Raw genomic sequence first — 16,405 nt, 5'->3', positions numbered from 1 at the left:
ACGGGGTTGGGGCGGTGTGCCGGCAGCGGACGCTGACGGCGTGAGGGGTGTGCCCGATGGTTGCGCTACCGGGCGGCATGCAGGTGTCTGCCGCTTCACCAAAGCGGTGCTTCGTTACACCGCGAGCCATATCACGCAAAACATGTGCCAACGCATCGCGGCGCATCTGCCCTATGCTTTCGGTCACAGCTTGAAACGCGCCGTGAACCCTCTTTTTGTTGTCTTTCCCTCCGAAGCCACCGACCTTGTCCAGGGTCTCGACGCTTCGGCGTTCGTGCGTGCGACTTGCCGCACGATGGTGTCGCAGGCCCAGTCGCTTGCGCCCCGAGAAATCCTGATCTGCATGCCCACGCTGACGCAGGATCTTCTCGATGCATTGCAAGCCTGGTCGGGCACGCCGCCATGTGCAGTGAGCCTCGCCTGTGCCCCGCTGGATCGTGAGTCGCACGAGAAGTTGGCGGCGCTCGGCGTGCACGCGTGGGAATCGATCGAGGCGCTGAACGCGCAATCCCTCGAGGCCTTGCTGGGCCGCGCGCAGGCGCGCTGGCAGCGGGAGAACGGGCTGCGCACCGAACTCGTCGCGCTGCGCACCCGCCTGGACGAGCGCAAGTGGATCGATCGCGCCAAGGGCCTGCTGATGTCCGCACGCGGCATCGAGGAGGACGAGGCCTTTGGCCTGCTGCGCGGCGCGGCCATGCATGCCAACCTGCGCCTCGGCGAAGTCTCGCGGTCCGTGGTCGAGGCTTCGCGATGGGCCGATGCGATCAATCGCGCGGGGCAGTTGCGCATGCTGTCCCAGCGGCTGGTCCGCGTAGCGGCGCAGGCGCTGGCCGGTGTCGATGCGCGACGCGCGCGCGTCCTGCGAACGCAGTCGGCTGAGCGCGTGCAGGACAACCTCGATCATCTGGCTGCCCTCGAACTGAATGAGGCCGGTGGGCGGGCCCTATCGGATGTGCGCGTGGCCTGGCAAGGGCTGGAGGCGGCACTTGACGCGCGCCTCGCACCGGGAGCGTTGATAGATATCGATGCGCGTGCCGATGCGCTGCTGTCTGCCGCCGAGACTCTGACGGGTGCACTGGAGGCACACGGCGCGCGACGGGCGCTGCGTATCGTCAACATCTGCGGGCGCGAGCGCATGCGCGCACAGCGGCTTGCAAAGGACGCGCTGCTGGCGTCGATCTTGTCGCAAGATGCCATGCGCGACCGCTTGGCGCCGACCATGGAGGCGTTCGAGTCCGCGCTGCTCGAGCTCGAGCGCGCGCCCTTGAGCTCACCCGAAATCCGGACCGCGCTGGCGGCCGCGCGCGACGAGTGGCTGCGACTGGTGCACGGCGTGCGCGACGTCGCGAGCGCAGAAGGGCGCGCCGCGCTGGTTCGTTCCAGCGATGCGCTGGTCGACACCTTCGACCAACTCACCGCCTCGTACGAGCACAGCTTGCAGGTCATCATGTCCTGACTCCCGCGTGAGTGGTCCGCCGCCGTGGCGACTCAGGCGGCGACCTTCTCCACGTGCGCCTGGCGCGTGTAGAGAAAGTCGATGACGGCCTTGCGCGCATGTACGTAGACCGGGTCTTCGGCCAGCTCGACGCGATTGCGCGGACGTGGGATGTCGACTGCCAGCACTTCGCCGATGGTCGCCGCGGGCCCGTTGGTCAACATCACGATGCGGTCGGACAGCAGCACAGCCTCGTCCACGTCGTGCGTGACCATGACGACCGTGCTGTGCGTCTTCTGCACGATGGCGAGCAACTCGTCCTGCAGCTTGGCGCGCGTGAGCGCGTCGAGTGCACCGAAGGGCTCGTCCATGAGCAGTACCTTGGGTTCCATCGAGAGCGCGCGGGCGATGCCCACGCGTTGCTTCATGCCGCCGGAGATCTCACCGGGGCGCTTCTGCGCCGCCGCGCTCAGACCGACCAGCGCGAGCGCCGCTTCGGTGCGCGCCTTGAGTTGCGCCTTCGCTTCGGTCGACGCGAACACGCGCTCGACACCGAGGTACACGTTCTCGTAGCAGGTCAGCCAGGGCAGCAGCGAATGGTTCTGGAACACCACCGCGCGCTCTGGCCCCGGGCCCTTGATCTCGCGATTGGCGCAGAGCAGCGCGCCTTGCGTGGGCGTGGTGAGACCGGCGATGAGGTTCAGCAGCGTCGACTTGCCGCAGCCCGAGTGCCCGATCAGTGTGATGAACTCACCCTTGGCCACGCACAGGTTGATGTCGCGCAATGCGAGGAAGCTGCCCTTGGCCGTCTTGAACCGCTGCTCGACGCCCTGGATCTCGATGTACTTCTTGTCATCATTCATGACTTCACCTCTTCGAACGTGAATGCCGTGGCGATCTTGATGAGCGCGAACTCGAGCACGAGGCCGACGATGCCGATGACGAAGATCGCGATGATGATGTTGGCGACGTTGAGGTTGTTCCACTCGTCCCACACCCAGAAGCCGATGCCGACACCGCCAGTGAGCATCTCCGCCGCGACGATCACGAGCCACGCGGTCCCGACGGCGAGCCGCACGCCGGTCAACATGTAGGGCAGCACCGCTGGGAAGAGGATCTTGGTGAAGATCTTCCATTCGCTGAGGTTCAGCACTTTCGCGACGTTCATGTAGTCGCTCGGCACGCGCTGCACGCCCACCGCGGTGTTGATGATCATCGGCCAGATCGAGCAGATGAAGATCGTCCAGATCGCCGCCGGATTGGCGCCCTTGAACACCAGCAGCCCGATCGGCAACCAAGCCAGCGGAGAGACCGGGCGCAGCAGGCTGATCAGGGGATTGAACATGCGCGAGAGGAAATCGAAGCGGCCGATCGCGAAGCCCGCAGGGATACCCACCGCGGCCGCGAGACCGAAGCCAAGCGCGACGCGCTGCAGCGACGAGAGCACGTTCCAGCCCACGCCTTGGTCGTTGGGGCCCTTGCTGTAGAACGGATCGCTGAACACCGTCAGGGCCTGCTGCCAGGTCGCGAGCGGCGAGGGAAAGCCGGTGGTGCTCTTCATCGCGACCAGTTCCCAGATCAGGATCAGCAGCGCGACGCCGAGCACCGGCGGCAGCACGCGCAGCCACAGCGCGCTGAAGTCGCGCGGCGTTCGCGGCTCGGGTTCGGCCCGGCGGGCCAGGGCCACGGGCTTGGTCGCGACAAAGCTCTTTGCAGAGGCCGGCAGAGCGGGACGGGTATCGAGAGGGGAATGAAAGACAGCGCTCACCATGACGGGCTCCTCAGGCATGGACCTTGAACGAATCGGCGTACTGCTTGGGGTTCTTGCCGTCCCACACGACGCCGTCGAACAGCTTGCTGGTGCGCATCGTTTCCTTGGGAAGCGGCGTGTTCGTAGCTGCCGCGGCCTGCTTGTAGACGTCGATGCGGTTGATCTGCGTGGCGACCTGCAGATAGTCGGGATGCTCCTTGAGGAGGCCCCAGCGCTTGTGCTGCGTGAGGAACCACATGCCGTCCGACAGATACGGGAAGTTCACCGAGCCGTCGTTGAAGAACTTCATGTAGTTCGGGTCGTCCCAACTCTTGCCGAGCCCGTTGGTGTATCGGCCCAGGATGCGCTGGTTGATGGCATCCACACTGGTGTTGACGTAGCTCTTGTCCGCGATGGTCTCCGCCATCTTGTTCTTGTTCTGCAGGCCGGTGTCGATCCACTTGCTGGCCTCCAGGATGGCTGCCGTCACGGCGCGCGCGGTGTTGGGGTACTTCTTGACGAAGTCACCCGTCGTGCCGAGCACCTTTTCGGGGTGGTCCTTCCAGATGTCCTGCGTGGTCACAGCCGTGATGCCGATGCCGTCCATGATGGCGCGCTGACCCCACGGCTCGCCGACGCAATAGCCGTCCATGTTGCCCACGCGCATGTTCGCAACCATCTGCGGCGGAGGCACGGTGATGACCTTGGCGTCCTTCAGCGGATCGATGCCGTTGGCGGCCATCCAGTAATAGAGCCACATCGCGTGGGTGCCCGTGGGAAAGGTCTGCGCAAAGGTGTAGTCGACCTTGTTGGCCGCCATCACCTTCGCGAGCGAGGCGCCATCGACGGCACCCTTGTCGGCGAGCTTTTTCGACAGCGTGATCGCCTGGCCGTTGTTGTTGAGCGTCATCAGAACGGCCATGTCTTTCTTCGGCCCACCAATGCCTACGTGCACGCCATAAACCAGCCCATAGAGCACATGGGCAAAGTCCAATTCGCCGTTGACCAACTTGTCGCGCACGCCGGCCCAACTGGCTTCCTTGCTGGGCACGATCTTCACGCCGTACTTCTTGTCGATGCCCAGCACCGAGGCCATCACCACGCTGGCGCAGTCGGTCAGCGGAATGAAGCCGATCCTGACTTCTTCCTTCTCCGGCTTGTCGGATCCTTGGGCCCACACGGCCGCTCGCAACGCGGGGTCCAGCCCGACGACACCGGCAGCGGCGGCCTGCAGCACGCGTCTGCGACTCAGTTTGGAGGCAAGCGAATCGGTCATGGGGCGAACTCCGAAGGAAAGGGAAAAGGCAAAAACACAAAAAGCAAAAGCAAAAAAGGCGTCCTCACCGCGCAGGGGCTGCTCGAAAACGAGCCCTTGCGGGTGGGGACGCCTTTGTCCAGTTCGGTAGACCGTATCCGCCGTTGGATGCTGTCTATCTGTAGACCTTCATCGATCTGTGTTCTACGTATTGCAAACCCCGTGCCAATCTTTGCGGATGTGGTGCTGCTATCAAGAACATAGCAAACAATCCAATGATGGCGCAGTCCACCGACTGCTTTGGCGCGGACCTGCCCGGCGGCACGATCGTTGTGCGTCGCACCATTTCAGATCAGCGGCCGCTTTCAGGAAGCCACATCCCGGGGCAGAAATTCCGCCAGCGAGAGCACGGATTCGGCCACTTCGATCAGGCGCCGGCTTTGGTTCATCGCGGTCTGGCGCAGCATCTTGTGCGCTTCCTGTTCGCTGATGCCGCGGCGGGCCATCAGGAGGCCCTTGGCGCGTTCGACAAGCTTTCGTTCGTTGAGGGCAGCGCGCACGGTTTCCAACTCGTCGCTCATGGCCTGCAGACGGTGTGATTGCTCCTGGACCATGTCCAGAATGGAGCGCTCGAGCTGCCTGCCGTAGAGCGGTGCGCTTCCGGGCGACTGTGACCATACGGGCTCCTCGAAAAACGCCGCGGCCATCGGGTCAGCCGATTCGGTCATTCTTGGCAGCAGCGCCTCATGGGCCTGCAGTTCCGAATGTGCCTTCGCTGTTTTGTCCATGCAGATTCGCTGCAGATCGGCGGCGAGCCGCTCTTCGACCCACTGCATCGCATCGATGCGTTGTGTGCAGCAGTCGAACCACGTCCGGCTCAGGTCCGGGTCGAGCATCACGCCCGGGGGTGCGGCGCAGGCGATTCGGCGCAGGCGTTCCTGTTCGGCGATTTGCTCCGGCAATTGGGTCGTGCGCCAGAGGTCGGCCACCGACTCCGCAGAGAACTCGATGAAGAGCTGAAAACAACGCTCCTGCGAGTCGATCAGGTGCAGCCATTGCTGCTGCCGGCTGCTGTCGTTGCGCCCTGAAGCGAATGCAGCCGCGCCGCAGGCACGTTCCTGCCCGGCAAATTCCTTGCCCTGCATGAAATTGAAGAGCGCAACCAAGACGCGCGAGACCTCGGGGTCGGTGGCGCCGTCCGCTGCCTCGAATACCACCGCGAGCAGTCCGGACAGCAGCTTGGTATACGCAGTTGTCGATGCCGCCGCATCCAGTTCCAGGCATCCGATACGGCGGCGCAGTTCAGGAAGCCCGTCCAAGCCGGGCAGGACCCATGCGATGCGACTGAAGAGCCGCGCGCCGTTGCCGATGCGGGCGCTGTCGGTCTGCAGCAGGTCGAAGCTTTCGCGCGCTGCCGTCTCCATGTTCATGCTCTCGGCAATCTGCTCACTGCGCTGCGCAGCGAAGCGCTGTCCGCCAGAGGCCAGCCATACGTTGGAAATGCCGCGTTCGCGCTGCAATGCATGCACCAGTCTTCCGATGCTTCCGACCAGTTGGCCGGTGCGGGTCAGTTGCTCCAACCCTTCGATTTCGCAACGGAGGGCGGCGATCAGGAAACTCAGGCCGGATTTCATCAAAGGACTTGCAGCAACATCCGTGCCCCGCTATCGGGCGGCACCTACACTCGCGGCATGTCTGGCATGTTTGTATTGGGAATCGAGTCGTCCTGCGACGAAACCGGCGTGGCCTTGGTCGAGAGCGGCGCGAGCGGGCTGCCGCGCCTTGCGGCGCATGCGCTGCACAGCCAGATCGCGATGCACCAGGCCTATGGCGGTGTCGTGCCCGAACTCGCGAGCCGCGATCACATCCGGCGGGTGCTTCCTTTGGCCGAAACCGTCTTCGAGGATGCCGGCCGGCAACTGGCAAATGTCGACGTGGTGGCCTATACGCGAGGGCCTGGCTTGGCCGGCGCGCTCCTCGTGGGCGCTGGAGTGGCGTGCGCCCTCGGCGCGGCACTGGGCAAACCTGTCCTGGGCGTGCATCACCTGGAAGGGCATCTGCTTTCGCCTTTCCTCAGTGCCGATCCGCCGGAATTTCCCTTCGTCGCGCTTCTTGTGTCGGGCGGTCACACGCAGCTGATGCGGGTCGACGGGGTGGGCCGCTACGAACTACTGGGCGAGACGATCGATGACGCGGCGGGGGAGGCATTCGACAAGAGCGCCAAGCTGATGGGCTTGCCCTATCCGGGTGGTCCATGGCTTGCCAAGCTGGCGGAGCAGGGCCAAGCCACTGCTTTCAAGCTTCCTCGCCCTTTGCTGCACAGCGGCGACCTGGACTTCTCGTTTGCGGGGCTGAAGACCGCGGTGCTCACCCAAGCCAAGAAGCTCGGCGACGAGCTTGAATCACGAAAGGCCGACCTCGCAGCGTCCACGCAAGCGGCCATCGTCGAAGTTCTCCTGAAAAAGTCGATCGCCGCTATCGAGCAAACGGGGCTCGATCGCTTGGTGGTGGCAGGCGGAGTTGGCGCGAACCGGGTGCTGCGCGAGCAACTGAATGCCGCATGCGCCAAGCGCGGGGTGCGGGTTCACTACCCCGAGTTGCACTTGTGCACCGACAACGGCGCAATGATTGCAATGGCCGCCGCGATGCGCCTCCAGGCCGGCATCCAGAAGCCGACCGAACGCTATGCCTTCGATGTCAAGCCGCGATGGCCGCTGGCGTCGCTGGATGCAGGGACGGAACCAGCCTAGGCGCTTTCCTGGACTGCTGCGGCAGGGGCAGCACGTCGAGCATCTTTCGCCAGAGTTGAGACCACTGTGGCCAGTCATGGCCGCCTTCGGTGGTGAAGACGTGGTCGGTGGGGAGTGCATCAGCCAGCAGCCGATGATTGGCCGCAAACCGGTCGCTGAGGCCGAATCCGAGATAGAGCGGCGGGAGCTTCGCCGGCTGAGCGGGCGAAGCGTACTGCTGGAGCCACGGCCAGAGCTTGCGGTCCACCTCTTCGTCCGGCGCCGGGCCTTCGGGGGCCTTCCACGCGCGCAGGCCTCCTGCCTTTTGGATCTCCGCACCGACCGGTCGGCGACCGAGATAAGGGGCCAAGGTCACGATGCCATCGACGGTGCCCGGCTTTGCCAATTCATGAATCAGGGCACCAAAGCCGCCGATGGAGATTCCGACCAGCCAGATCTTCCGGTAGCCCGCCGCGCGTTGCGGCTCTATCACGTCCTGCTGCAGCCGCTCGATGAAAGTCTGGTCGTAGTAGTACGACACGTCGGCGTCCACCAGCAAGGAATCGGCAGCGAGATCACGTTCCTGGATGGCGCTCACGAAGCCCTCGCGCTCGAACTCTTCGGGCTTCAGGAATGCGCCCGGAAGAAAGACCAGGAGGGTGTCCGATCGAGCATCGATTTCTGCAAGCTTCAGGTGCGTTTTCATGGTGCTTCTGTGAGCGACTTGCGCGGGATCTAGGGCAAACCCCACGTCTTAAGGGCGCGAATTAATACAAAGGCCTTGAAAAATACGTCACAGAACGTGACGTACTGCGCACGGATTGTGGTTCATAAATGCGTCAGGCCGGCAACCAAAAGTTACCGGCCCGTGCATTCAGTTTTTTTTGAGCTTGCCTGCCCGAACCCGCGGCTCAGATCCTAGTGACCCAGCACGGGCGGCCAAGCGACGCCGAAGAGGCGCGCTCGCTGGCTCAGTTGATGGCCAATTGGGCGACGTTGCTCACTGGAATCAGCTTGCCCAGCTTGAGGCTCAGGACGCCATTTTCGAGCTTCGCTTCGCTCGCAGCAACGTCGATGTCCTGCGGCAACTCGTAGGCGGCCTTGATCTGGCGCTTGGCTTCGGGCTTGCTTTCGATGCGAACCACAGCGCCTTCGATTCCGATCGTGAGGTCGTCGCGCGACAGGCCGGGGACATCGAGTGTCAAGGTCCAGGTCTTCTCGTCTTGCTCGACATTGAGCGAGCGTTGAGCGCCAGAGAAGGCGTCGTTGACGAAGCGTTCCAGACTGCGGTCATATGAACGCGGCACAAAGCGGGCGGTGCGGATAGCGGGTGCGAAAAACATGAGGAAGACTCCTGAGCAAAACGACAAGGACAAGAATGTGTGTCCCTTACACTGCGCGGCGTTTCAACAAGACAAGTGCCGCATGCCACCTCATCTAGGCATCGTGATGAGGCTTTCAAGACAATGAACTCAAGCTTTATTTGGCGTCGCAGGGCCTTGAAATTCGTCGCGGCGGCGCTAGGCGCGAGCGCGCTTTCGTCGCTCAATGCAAAGACGCAGGAGCCCATCCGGCTGGCGTTGATCGAGAGCATGAGCGGGCCTTTCGCCAACACAGGCGAGGCTGTGTTTCGCAATTTGCTGTGGGCTGTCGAGCGCGTCAATGCGCGTGGTGGCGTCAAGCTTCCCGGTGGCGCACGGCTCCTGCAGCTGGATCGCTATGACAGCAAAGGACAAAACGAAGAAGCGCTGTCCGCGTTGCGTGCTGCGATGGACGACGGCGCCCGCATCGTGCTGCAGGGCAACTCGTCCGCGACCGCCGCTGCGCTCATCGATGCGATCGACAAGAACAACGAGCGCAACCCTTCGAAGCGCGTGCTCTTCCTCAACTATTCGGCAGTCGATCCGATCCTTACCAACGAGCGCTGCAGCTTCTGGCATTTCCGATTCGACGCACACGCGGACATGCGTGTCACCGCGTTGATGCAGGTGCTCAGGGAGGACAAAGGGCTGCAGCGTGTGTACCTGATCGGGCAGGACTACAGCTTCGGCCAGTCGGTGCTCCGCGAATCGCGGCGCCAGCTTGCTCAGTTGCGACCGGATGTGCAGATCGTGGGCGACGAATTGCATCCGATGGGGCGCGTGAAGGACTTCGCGCCCTATGCGGCCAAGATCCTTGCCAGCGGCGCGCAAGCCGTCATCACTGGCAATTGGGGAAACGACCTCACATTGCTGGTGAAGGCCGCGCGGGAGGCGGGTTTCAACGGCACCTTCTATACCTTCTATGGCAACGCGCTTGGCGCTCCCGCGGCAATAGGCGACGCGGGCGTCGGCCGTGTCGTTGCGGTCGCGGATTGGCTGCCGAACGTGCAGACACCTCAGTCGGAAGCCTTCTATAAGTCCTTCCGTGAGCGCTTTCCCAGCCCCTCCGACGACTACGTGCACATGCGCATGCAGCTGATGATCGAAGCTTTGGCGCAGGCGATGGAGCGTGCCGGAACCACGGACACCGTGGCAGTCGCCCGTGCACTCGAAAAGACCCACGTCACTTTCGCGGGCCAGAGCGGGCACATGCGCGCCGAGGACCACCAGTTCCAGCAGACACTGGTCGTCGGCGTGATGGACAGGCAGGGCGCGCCCGGCGTCAAGTTCGACGTGGAAGGGTCTGGTTATGGTTTCCGCGTCGTCAAGACAATTTCGGCCAGCAACGCCGAGATGCCCACCAGCTGCAAGATGCAACGCCCCTGAATTCAAGGAAAAAGCCAGTGCGCCAAGCCATCCACAACCTCGAAGCCTCCAAGATCCGCGAAGTCGCGAATGCGGGCCTGGGCCGCAGCGACGTGCTCGCATTCTGGTTCGGCGAAAGCGACGAAGTCACTCCCGATGTGATTCGTCAGGCAGCCATCGAATCGCTGCAGCGCGGCGAGACTTTCTATGCTCACAACCTCGGCCTGCCTGAGCTGCGGGAGGCCGTCGCTCACTACATGAGCGGTCTGCATCCCAGGATCGAATCATCGCGAATCGCCATCACCTCGGGCGGGGTCAATGCACTGATGCTTGCGGTGCAGGCGCTCGTCGATGCGGGCGACGAGGTGGTGGCCATCACCCCCGTCTGGCCGAATCTCACAGCGCAGCCCGCGATCCTCGGGGCGCGCGTCCGATGCGTTTCGTTGGTGCCCAAGGGAGGGCAATGGACCCTCGACTTGGACGCGCTACGCGCCGCGATCACGCCGGCCACCAAGCTTCTCATCGTCAACGCGCCGAACAATCCGACCGGATGGACTCTCAGCCGCCCGGAACAGGAGGCAATCCTCAAGCATTGCCGCTCGACGGGGACGTGGATCCTCTCGGATGAGGTCTACGAGCGCCTCTACTACGAAGAGGCCCCAAATCGGTGCGCGCCCAGCTTTCTCGACGTCGCCGCGCCCGACGACCGCCTGATCGTCGCCCACAGCTTCTCCAAGAGCTTCCTGATGACCGGCTGGAGGCTCGGCTGGTTGGTCTTGCCGCCCGTGCTCATGGAGGGGATGGGCAAGTTAATCGAATTCAACACCTCGTGCGCCAGCGTCTTCACGCAGCGTGCAGCGATCGCGGCGTTGGCCCACACCGACGAAATCACTCCACGAGTTGTCGCGCACCTGAAATCCTGCCGAGACACCCTGGTGCCATTGCTGGCCGCATTGCCGGGCGTCGAGGTCGCCCCCGCGCGCGGCGGCATGTACGCGTTCTTCAAGCTGGAAGGCTTCGACGACTCCCTGGCAGTCGCCAAGCGCCTTGTCGCCGAGGCCGGCCTTGGCCTTGCCCCCGGCAACGCCTTCGCCCCCGAAGCCCAAGGCTGGCTCCGCTGGTGCTTCGCCTCCAAGGACAAGCACCGCCTGGTCGAGGGCGTAGACCGCCTGAAAAGTTGGCTGGCTAACCAACGAAAGTCGTGAAATAACGCGGAACCGGCTTGGCCGGGCCGCTGGTATTGCCCCCGGGTAGGGGGTGGAGAGCGACACGAAGTGCGCGAGCCTGGGGGCGAGCTATAATCCCCCCGCTTTGCATACCGCAAGGCGCACGGTATGGGCAGTTCCAGCGCGTACCGCAAGTCAAACATCCCGGAACAGGAAAATCAAATGATCGCAGCCTCCATCAAGGCCGAAGTTGTCAAGGACAATGCCCGCGCCGCCAACGACACCGGTAGCCCGGAAGTGCAGGTCGCACTGCTGACCGCCCGTATCAACGAACTCACCCCACACTTCAAGACGCACGCCAAGGACCACCATGGTCGTCGCGGCCTTCTGCGCATGGTGAGCCGCCGTCGCAAGCTGTTGGACTACCTGAAGTCCAAGGACGCCGAACGTTACACCGCGCTGATCGCCAAGCTGGGTCTGCGCAAGTAAAACCGAATCGCATGAAAGAACGCCTGGGTTAGTCCGCTAGCTCAGGCGTTTTTTACTTCGCGAATCGTTTCTGGAGTGCCGAACAGAGCGAAGCTGTGTCATTCCAACGAAGTTCCGCCGAGCTTCTCTGGAATGGCATCGTGTTCTGAAAAGCGCTCCGTCCCTGCGGCGACCCGTGACCATCACCCGTCGATCCGCCGATAAAAACAGGAGCTAAACATGAGCCTCTTCAACAAAGTCACCAAGTCCTTCCAGTGGGGCGGCAAGACCGTCGTCATGGAAACTGGCGAGATCGCTCGCCAGGCTACCGGCGCCGTCACTGTAGACATCGAAGGCACCGTCGTTCTCGCAACTGTGGTTGCATCGAAATCGGCCAAGCCTGGCCAGGACTTCTTCCCCCTGACCGTCGATTACATCGAGAAAACCTACGCAGCCGGCAAGATCCCCGGCAGCTTCTTCAAGCGGGAAGCCAAGCCCAGCGAGCACGAAACGCTCACTTCGCGCCTGATCGATCGCCCCATTCGTCCGCTGTTTCCCGAAGGGTTCCTGAACGAAGTGCACGTGGTGATCCACACGCTCTCGCTCAACCCCGAAGTCGACGCCGACATCGCTGCCATGGTCGCTGTGAGCGCCGCTCTGTCGGTCTCCGGTATCCCTTTCAGCGGCCCCATCGGCGCCGCACGTGTGGGCTATATCAATGGCCAGTACGTGCTCAACCCCGGCCAGACCGCGCGCAAGGATTCGCAGATGGATCTGGTCGTCGCCGGAACTGAAGCGGCCGTGCTCATGGTCGAATCCGAAGCCCTGCAACTGAGCGAAGAAGTGATGCTCGGCGGTGTGGTGTTCGGCCACGAACAAGCCAACATCGCGATCAACGCGATCCATGAGCTCGTGCGCGACGCCGGTAAGCCCGTGTGGGACTGGCAGCCGCCTGCTGAAGACGAAGGCTTCGTCGCCAAGGTCAAGGGCCTGGCTGAAGAAAAACTCCGCGCCGTCTACCAGATCCGCAGCAAGCAAGCCCGCACGCAAGCACTGCGCGAGGCCAACGCCAGTGTCATGGACGCACTCAAGCAAAGCGGTGAGCCTTTCGATGCCGGCAAGGTCAACGACCTGCTGTTCAGCATCGAATCGAAGATCGTGCGCGGCCAGATCCTCGCTGGCGAACCCCGCATCGACGGTCGCGATACGCGAACCGTGCGCCCGATCGAGATCCGCAACAGCGTGCTGCCGCGCACGCACGGTTCTGCGCTGTTCACCCGTGGCGAGACCCAGGCGCTGGTCGTGACCACTCTTGGAACCGAGCGTGACGCGCAGCGCATCGACGCCCTGGCTGGCGAATACGAAGACCGCTTCCTGTTCCACTACAACATGCCTCCCTTCGCAACTGGCGAAGTTGGTCGCATGGGCTCGACAAAGCGCCGCGAAATCGGCCATGGCCGACTTGCGAAGCGCGCACTGGTTGCGTGCCTCCCCAGCAAGGAAGAGTTCCCCTACACGGTTCGGGTCGTTTCGGAGATTACCGAGTCCAACGGTTCTTCATCGATGGCTTCAGTCTGCGGCGGCTGCCTCTCGATGATGGATGCAGGCGTGCCCATGAAGGCGCACGTGGCCGGCATTGCCATGGGCCTGATCAAGGAAGACAACCGATTTGCCGTGCTGACCGATATCCTGGGCGATGAAGATCACCTGGGTGACATGGACTTCAAGGTTGCCGGCACGACCAACGGCATCACCGCACTTCAGATGGACATCAAGATCCAGGGCATCACCAAGGAAATCATGCAGGTCGCTTTGGCGCAAGCCAAGGAAGCCCGCATGCACATCCTCGGCAAGATGCAGGAAGCGATGGGCGAGGCCAAGGCGGAGGTGTCCAGCTTTGCGCCGCGCCTCTTCACGATGAAGATTAATCCCGAAAAGATCCGCGACGTGATCGGCAAGGGCGGCTCCGTGATCCGCGCGCTGACCGAAGAGACCGGCACCCAAATCAATATCGACGAAGACGGCACGATCACCATCGCGTCGACGGATCCGGCGAAGGCCGAAGAGGCCAAGAAGCGCATCGAGCAGATCACTGCCGAGGTCGAAATCGGCAAGGTCTACGAAGGACCGGTCACGAAGATCCTGGACTTCGGCGCGTTGATCAACCTCCTGCCCGGCAAGGACGGCCTGCTGCACATCAGCCAGATCGCGCACGAGCGCGTGGAGAAGGTGACCGACTATTTGAGCGAAGGCCAGATCGTGAAGGTCAAGGTTCTCGAGACCGACGAAAAGGGCCGGGTCAAGCTGTCAATGAAGGCGCTGGCCGAGCGTCCGGCCGGCATGGAGTTCAGCGAGCGTCCCCCGCGTGAAGACCGTGGTGATCGCGGCGACCGCGGTGACCGCCGCGAGCGTTCGGATCGTGGCGATCGTCCGCCACGTGCAGATCGCGCGCCGCGCTTCGAGAACAACGAGCGTGCTGGCGAACAGGCTGAGCCAGTGGCCGAACAGGCCCCCGTGCAAGAGGCGAATCGCGGCGACAACCAAGCCTGATGAGGTGCGATGGCGGCACGAGCCGCTGTCGTGCTTCCTGATCATGCGCAGCCGGACGTTGGCTCGCACTCGTCGGAAAGACCATGAAAGCCATTGAGATCACATCGTTCGGAACCCCAGAGGTGCTTCGCATGGTGGAGCGTCCGGCGCCCGTAGCGGGCGAGGGCGAACTACTCATTCGCGTGGCCGCAAGCGGCGTGAATCGTCCGGACGTGCTGCAGCGAATGGGCCACTATCCGGTGCCTCCAGGTGCATCGGATCTGCCCGGGCTTGAAGTCGCCGGCGAAATCGTGGCCGGCGACCCAAGCGCTCTCGCAGACGCAGGCTTGAAGGTCGGCGATCACGTTTGCGCGCTGATCGCTGGCGGTGGCTATGCCGAGCTGTGCGTCGCTCCCGTGGCGCAATGCCTGCCCGTTCCCCGGGGCTGGACCGACATCGAAGCCGCCACCCTGCCGGAGACATTCTTCACCGTCTGGAGCAATGTGTTCGAGCGCGGCCGTCTGCAGAAGGGCGAAACCTTGCTGATTCAAGGCGGCTCGAGCGGCATTGGCGTCACGGCGATTCAACTTGGCAAGGCGCTGGGCGCCACGGTGATCGTGACGGCAGGCAGCGATGAGAAGTGCGATGCTTGCAGAAAGCTCGGCGCTGATCACGCGATCAACTACAAGACTGCAGACTTCGTTGAAGAGGCTAAGCGTCTCACGGGCGGCAAGGGCGTCGACGTGGTTCTCGATATGGTTGCCGGCAACTATGTGACGCGAGAAATCGAATGCCTGGCCGAAGACGGTCGCTTGGTCATCATTGCGGTGCAGGGGGGTGTAAATAGCGAGTTCAACGCCGGCCTGGTTTTGCGCAAGCGCCTCACCATCACTGGATCGACTCTTCGTCCCCGGCCAATCGCATTCAAGGGAGCGATTGCCAAAGCGCTGCGAGAGAAGGTGTGGCCTCTGCTTGAGGATGGCGCGGTCAAGCCGGTGATCCACAGTAGCTTCGCCGCCGATGGCGAGCCAAGCGGTGCCGCACAGGCGCACACTCTGATGGAATCCAACCAGCACATCGGCAAGATCGTGCTGACCTGGTGAGCAAGAGAGAAATGAAAAAGAGAAAGCTGATCGCGGGCAACTGGAAGATGAACGGCAGCCTTGCGGCCAACGAGGCGCTCGTGAAGGCATTGGTGCAGGGTCTCCATGCACCTGCATGCGATGTTGCAGTATGTGTGCCAGCGCCGTATCTGGCACAGGTTCAGTCGCTCGTTACCGGTTCGCCCTTGGCGTTGGGTGCGCAGGATGTGTCGGCGCAACCGCAGGGAGCCTTCACCGGCGAGCAGTCGGTTGCGATGTTGAAGGAATTCGGCGTCCGCTACGTCATCGTTGGACACTCGGAACGTCGTCAATATCACAGCGAGACGGATGAGTTGGTTGCTGCAAAAACGGCCATCGCGCTGGCGAATGGAGTCACTCCCGTCGTCTGCGTCGGTGAAACGCTTGCACAGCGCGAAGCAGGAGAGACCGAAGAAGTCGTCAAGCGTCAATTGGCCGCGGTGATTCATGTGAATGGCCATTGCATCAGCGAAATCGTGGTGGCTTACGAGCCCGTCTGGGCCATTGGCACAGGCAAGACAGCCACGCCGGAGCAGGCGCAGGCAGTGCATGCGCTGCTGCGCGCGCAACTCCACCATGCGGCGAGCGAACACGCGAGCGATATCCGGATCCTCTACGGAGGAAGCATGAACGCGGGCAACGCAGCCGAGTTGCTCGCGCAGCCCGACATCGACGGCGGCTTGATCGGCGGCGCGTCGCTCAAAGCCCCCGATTTTCTGCAGATCATCGCCGCCGCGTGATCGACGTGCGCCCAAACAATTAGGAGTTAAAACGAATGAATGTGGTCCTTAATATCTTGGTAGGCGTGCAGATGCTTACGGCCTTGGCGATGATTGGCCTGATCCTGGTCCAGCACGGCAAGGGCGCGGACATGGGCGCCGCGTTTGGCAGCGGAAGCGCTGGCAGCTTGTTCGGTGCGAGCGGCAGCGCGAACTTCCTGTCTCGGACGACCGCGGTGCTGGCGGTCGTATTCTTTGCATGCACGTTGCTGCTCGCGTATTTCGGTCATGCGCGCCCGGCGGGCGGCGGCAGCCTGCTCGAGCGCGCTGCGGTCGCACCCGCGCCAGCACCGGCTCCGGCTGCTCCCGCGTCGCCTGCGGAGATCCCGTCGGGCAGCGCGCCTGCTGCACCAGCGACCGGCGCCCCGCCAACGGCGCCAGCTGCACCTGCTTCAGGCGCCGCTCAGATCCCGAGCAAATAAAGCTGTTGTGATCTCTGTGCCGTTG

Annotated in this window: 15 protein-coding genes; 9 read left to right on the top strand and 6 right to left on the bottom strand. The window is 63.0% G+C overall.

Features of this window, described 5'->3' with window-relative positions:
* Nucleotides 1-202 precede the first annotated feature (202 nt).
* Nucleotides 203-1,456: an ANTAR domain-containing response regulator gene (locus AC1DEK_RS04240; protein ID WP_478123926.1), complete on the top strand. Its 1,254-nt coding sequence runs from the start codon at nt 203-205 to the stop codon at nt 1,454-1,456.
* Between the two features lie 32 nt (nt 1,457-1,488).
* Here AC1DEK_RS04240 and AC1DEK_RS04235 read toward each other — a convergent pair whose 3' ends face one another.
* The 4 genes from AC1DEK_RS04235 to AC1DEK_RS04220 all read right to left on the bottom strand — a co-directional run bounded on the left by AC1DEK_RS04235 (nt 1,489) and on the right by AC1DEK_RS04220 (nt 6,074).
* Complete coding sequence (locus AC1DEK_RS04235) at nt 1,489-2,298, bottom strand: ABC transporter ATP-binding protein (protein WP_478123925.1); 810 nt, start codon at nt 2,296-2,298, stop codon at nt 1,489-1,491.
* Nucleotides 2,295-3,206, bottom strand: coding sequence for a nitrate ABC transporter permease (ntrB, locus tag AC1DEK_RS04230; RefSeq protein ID WP_478123924.1), 912 nt, complete (start codon nt 3,204-3,206; stop codon nt 2,295-2,297). Before ntrB ends, AC1DEK_RS04235 begins: the two co-directional genes overlap by 4 nt.
* A gap of 10 nt (nt 3,207-3,216) precedes the next feature.
* On the bottom strand, nt 3,217-4,461 hold the full coding sequence (locus AC1DEK_RS04225; protein ID WP_478123923.1) for a CmpA/NrtA family ABC transporter substrate-binding protein: 1,245 nt from the start codon (nt 4,459-4,461) through the stop codon (nt 3,217-3,219).
* A gap of 344 nt (nt 4,462-4,805) precedes the next feature.
* Nucleotides 4,806-6,074, bottom strand: coding sequence for a nitrate- and nitrite sensing domain-containing protein (locus tag AC1DEK_RS04220; protein WP_478123922.1), 1,269 nt, complete (start codon nt 6,072-6,074; stop codon nt 4,806-4,808).
* 66 nt (nt 6,075-6,140) lie between these two features.
* Here AC1DEK_RS04220 and tsaD point away from each other — a divergent pair, with 66 nt between their 5' ends.
* The gene (gene tsaD, locus AC1DEK_RS04215) at nt 6,141-7,190 is read left to right on the top strand and encodes a tRNA (adenosine(37)-N6)-threonylcarbamoyltransferase complex transferase subunit TsaD (RefSeq protein ID WP_478123921.1); all 1,050 of its coding nucleotides are present in this window, start codon (nt 6,141-6,143) and stop codon (nt 7,188-7,190) included.
* Here the strand turns inward: tsaD and AC1DEK_RS04210 are convergent.
* Both AC1DEK_RS04210 and AC1DEK_RS04205 read right to left on the bottom strand, forming a co-directional pair.
* Nucleotides 7,138-7,875 carry an alpha/beta hydrolase gene (locus tag AC1DEK_RS04210; protein ID WP_478123920.1) on the bottom strand — a complete coding sequence of 246 codons (738 nt, stop codon included), beginning with the start codon at nt 7,873-7,875 and terminating at the stop codon, nt 7,138-7,140. The two genes, tsaD and AC1DEK_RS04210, sit on opposite strands and share 53 nt — an antisense overlap.
* Nucleotides 7,876-8,140: 265 nt before the next feature.
* Nucleotides 8,141-8,512, bottom strand: a complete 372-nt coding sequence (locus AC1DEK_RS04205; protein ID WP_478123919.1) for an Hsp20/alpha crystallin family protein — start codon at nt 8,510-8,512, stop codon at nt 8,141-8,143.
* Nucleotides 8,513-8,635: 123 nt separating this feature from the next.
* On the opposite strand from AC1DEK_RS04205, the gene AC1DEK_RS04200 reads away from it, so the two are divergent.
* The 7 genes from AC1DEK_RS04200 to secG all read left to right on the top strand — a co-directional run bounded on the left by AC1DEK_RS04200 (nt 8,636) and on the right by secG (nt 16,380).
* Entirely contained in the window at nt 8,636-9,916 is a 1,281-nt protein-coding gene (locus AC1DEK_RS04200; RefSeq protein ID WP_478123918.1) for a branched-chain amino acid ABC transporter substrate-binding protein, read from the top strand.
* On the top strand, nt 9,913-11,100 hold the full coding sequence (locus tag AC1DEK_RS04195; RefSeq protein ID WP_478123999.1) for a pyridoxal phosphate-dependent aminotransferase: 1,188 nt from the start codon (nt 9,913-9,915) through the stop codon (nt 11,098-11,100). Before AC1DEK_RS04200 ends, AC1DEK_RS04195 begins: the two co-directional genes overlap by 4 nt.
* A gap of 183 nt (nt 11,101-11,283) precedes the next feature.
* The gene (gene rpsO, locus AC1DEK_RS04190; RefSeq protein ID WP_056579564.1) at nt 11,284-11,550 is read left to right on the top strand and encodes a 30S ribosomal protein S15; all 267 of its coding nucleotides are present in this window, start codon (nt 11,284-11,286) and stop codon (nt 11,548-11,550) included.
* A 219-nt stretch (nt 11,551-11,769) separates the two neighbouring features.
* A complete protein-coding gene (gene pnp, locus AC1DEK_RS04185; protein ID WP_478123917.1) occupies nt 11,770-14,079 on the top strand; it encodes a polyribonucleotide nucleotidyltransferase in 2,310 nt (769 codons plus the stop codon).
* An 83-nt stretch (nt 14,080-14,162) separates the two neighbouring features.
* Complete coding sequence (locus AC1DEK_RS04180) at nt 14,163-15,161, top strand: NAD(P)H-quinone oxidoreductase (protein WP_478123916.1); 999 nt, start codon at nt 14,163-14,165, stop codon at nt 15,159-15,161.
* An 11-nt stretch (nt 15,162-15,172) separates the two neighbouring features.
* The gene (gene tpiA, locus AC1DEK_RS04175; RefSeq protein ID WP_478123915.1) at nt 15,173-15,919 is read left to right on the top strand and encodes a triose-phosphate isomerase; all 747 of its coding nucleotides are present in this window, start codon (nt 15,173-15,175) and stop codon (nt 15,917-15,919) included.
* Between the two features lie 35 nt (nt 15,920-15,954).
* Nucleotides 15,955-16,380: a preprotein translocase subunit SecG gene (secG, locus tag AC1DEK_RS04170; RefSeq protein ID WP_478123914.1), complete on the top strand. Its 426-nt coding sequence runs from the start codon at nt 15,955-15,957 to the stop codon at nt 16,378-16,380.
* The last annotated feature ends 25 nt before the right edge of the window (nt 16,381-16,405 follow it).

It is taken from the genome of Variovorax sp. 10N420 (assembly GCF_056394705.1).
Note: the sequence above shows the minus strand (reverse complement) of the source record. Positions and strands in the feature narration are given on the sequence as shown.